The organism is Glutamicibacter sp. AGC46, from assembly GCF_053543715.1.
In genome coordinates this window covers 48,707-51,485 of record NZ_JBLVOJ010000013.1, presented here as the reverse complement: position 1 = coordinate 51,485, position 2,779 = coordinate 48,707, and the positions used below count along the sequence as shown (strand labels likewise).

The following is a 2,779-nucleotide window of genomic DNA, read 5'->3' as shown; positions in this document are numbered from 1 at the left end:
CCGCCCTCCCGAGGTAGGGGATAAGGAAAGGACACACATGGGAGCCCAGATTCGGGTCTACCGCCAGAAGATCGGATCGACCAAGTCGATGCGCAAGATCTTCAAGGCGATGGAACTGATCGCTGCATCCCGCATTGGTAAGGCACGTACGCGTGTCTCGGCCTCGCTGCCGTATGCCAATGCGATTACCCGTGCAGTAACCGCCGTCGCGTCCCAGGCCGATGTCGAGCATCCACTGACCACCGAGCCGGCGCAGGTACGCCGCGCCGCGGTCTTGGTGATGACTTCGGACCGAGGACTTGCCGGGTCCTACTCCGCCAGCGTTCTGAAGCAGGCAGAGCACCTCGTGGAACTCCTGCGTGAAGAAGGCAAGGAAGTCAAGACCTACTTGGTCGGCCGCAAGGCCCAGGCTTACTTTGATTTCCGTTCACGCGAGTACGCACGAGTGTGGACCGGGGAAACTGATTCCCCGCGTTTCGAAACCGCACGCGAGCTGCGCGATGTCCTCCTGGAGGACTTCGACACCGATTTCGAGCAGGGTGGCGTGGACGAGATCCACGTCGTCTACACCCAGTTCAAGTCGATGGTCACGCAGGAACCGACGGTCATCCGTCTGTTGCCGTTGGAGGTTGTCGAGGATGAATCCGAGACTCCAACCGACGAGCTGTTGCCACTGTACGAGTTTGAGCCATCGCCGGAAGAAGTGCTTGACGCACTGCTTCCGCGCTACATCGATTCTCGACTGTTCAACTGCCAGTTGCAGTCCGCTGCTTCCGAGCTCGCTGCCCGCCAGCGCGCCATGAAGGCCGCAGGCGACAACGCTGGTGAACTGATCAAGAAGTACACCCGATTGCTCAACAATGCCCGTCAGGCTGAAATCACCCAGGAGCTTTCGGAAATTATCGCCGGCGCCGACGCGCTGAACAGCTAATTACCGATACTCCGACCAGACAAGAAGTGAGAAAGATGACTGCCCAACTCAACGAGCAGGTTACCGCAGGGGCCATCGGTCGCATCGCGCGCGTGACTGGCCCGGTCGTGGACGTCGAGTTCCCAGCCGACGCACTGCCTGCTATCTACAACGCACTGACCGCTGAGCTGACCCTCAACGGCGAAACCAAGAAGATCACCTTCGAGACCAGCCAGCACCTCGGTGAGGGCCTGGTCCGCGCAGTATCGCTGCAGGCCACCGACGGCCTGGTCCGCGGTGCTTCGGTGACCGATACCGGCGCTGCTATCTCCGTCCCAGTAGGCGACGGCGTCAAGGGCCACATCTTCAACGTTCTGGGCGACGCCCTGGACGTTGACAACTCGGAGATCCAGGTCACCGAGCGTTGGCCAATCCACCGCCAGCCTCCGAAGTTCTCGGAGCTCGAGGGCTCGACCGAAATGCTGGAAACCGGCATCAAGTCGATCGACCTCCTGACCCCGTACATCAAGGGCGGCAAGATCGGCCTGTTCGGCGGCGCCGGCGTTGGCAAGACCGTGCTGATCCAGGAAATGATCACCCGTGTTGCACGTAACTTCGGTGGTACCTCGGTATTCGCCGGTGTTGGCGAGCGCACCCGTGAAGGCAACGACCTCTGGGTCGAAATGGACGAGGCAAACGTCCTGAAGGACACCGCACTGGTGTTCGGCCAGATGGATGAGCCACCTGGAACCCGTTTGCGCGTGGCACTGTCGGCTCTGACCATGGCGGAATACTTCCGCGATGTCCAGAACCAGGACGTGCTGCTGTTCATCGACAACATCTTCCGCTTCACCCAGGCCGGTTCCGAGGTGTCGACCCTGCTGGGCCGCATGCCTTCCGCCGTGGGCTACCAGCCGAACTTGGCCGATGAAATGGGTCTGCTGCAGGAACGCATCACCTCGACGAAGGGCCGCTCGATCACCTCGATGCAGGCTGTCTACGTCCCGGCCGATGACTACACCGACCCGGCTCCAGCAGCAACCTTCGCCCACTTGGATGCAACCACCGAGCTGTCGCGTGAAATCGCGTCGCGCGGCCTGTACCCGGCGATCGACCCGCTGACCTCGACCTCGCGAATCCTGGATCCGCAGTACATTGGCCAGGATCACTACGATGTAGCCATCCGCGTGAAGGCCATTCTGCAGAAGAACAAGGAACTGCAGGACATCATCGCGATCCTCGGTATCGACGAGCTGGGCGAAGAGGACAAGATCGTCGTTGCCCGTGCACGCCGTATCCAGCAGTTCCTCTCGCAGAACACCTACACCGCAAAGCAGTTCACCGGTGTCGAGGGCTCGACCGTATCGATCAAGGACACCATCGAAGGCTTCAAGGCCATTTGCGATGGCGAATTGGACCACATTGCAGAGCAGGCGTTCTTCAACATCGGCGGTCTTGACGACGTCGAGCGCCAGTGGGCCGAAATCCAGAAGGCCAGCTAATTATGGCTGAGCTTCAGGTCGAAATCGTCGCGGCTGACCACTTCGTGTGGTCGGGCGCTGCGAAGCTGGTCAAGGCTCGTTCGGTGGACGGCGAGATCGGTGTTCTGCCCGGTCACGTTCCGATGCTGTCCGTGCTTGCCGCTGGGGACCTGGAAATCGAACCGGTTTCCGAGTCCCGCTTCTCGGTCCAGATCGACGGAGGCTTCTTCTCTGTTGATTCGGATCGCGTAGTGATCGTTGCTGACAACGCTGTGCTTGGTACCGCAGCGTAGGCGATGAATTGTTTGAGATAACCGCACCAGTTCTGATCGCGTTGCTGATCCTGATCGGCATCGCCATGTTCTTCGGGGCCATGGCCGTGGGGGGG

Annotated in this window: 3 protein-coding genes; all 3 read left to right on the top strand. The window is 60.5% G+C overall.

What is annotated here, in order from left to right:
* The first annotated feature begins 37 nt into the window (after positions 1 to 37).
* The 3 genes from ACNPM8_RS10235 to ACNPM8_RS10225 are packed head-to-tail and all read left to right on the top strand — an operon-like array spanning position 38 to position 2,684.
* A complete protein-coding gene (locus ACNPM8_RS10235; protein ID WP_133834460.1) occupies positions 38 to 931 on the top strand; it encodes a F0F1 ATP synthase subunit gamma in 894 nt (297 codons plus the stop codon).
* A gap of 35 nt (positions 932 to 966) precedes the next feature.
* Positions 967 to 2,412 carry a F0F1 ATP synthase subunit beta gene (gene atpD, locus ACNPM8_RS10230; RefSeq protein WP_133834459.1) on the top strand — a complete coding sequence of 482 codons (1,446 nt, stop codon included), beginning with the start codon at positions 967 to 969 and terminating at the stop codon, positions 2,410 to 2,412.
* 2 nt (positions 2,413 to 2,414) lie between these two features.
* Positions 2,415 to 2,684: a F0F1 ATP synthase subunit epsilon gene (locus ACNPM8_RS10225; RefSeq protein WP_038990466.1), complete on the top strand. Its 270-nt coding sequence runs from the start codon at positions 2,415 to 2,417 to the stop codon at positions 2,682 to 2,684.
* Positions 2,685 to 2,779: the final 95 nt, after the last annotated feature.

Coding starts and splice junctions, on each gene's coding strand:
- ACNPM8_RS10235 (WP_133834460.1), top strand. CDS start 38: ATGGGAGCCCAGATTCGGGTCTACCGCCAGAAGATCGGATCGACCAAG.
- atpD (WP_133834459.1), top strand. CDS start 967: ATGACTGCCCAACTCAACGAGCAGGTTACCGCAGGGGCCATCGGTCGC.
- ACNPM8_RS10225 (WP_038990466.1), top strand. CDS start 2,415: ATGGCTGAGCTTCAGGTCGAAATCGTCGCGGCTGACCACTTCGTGTGG.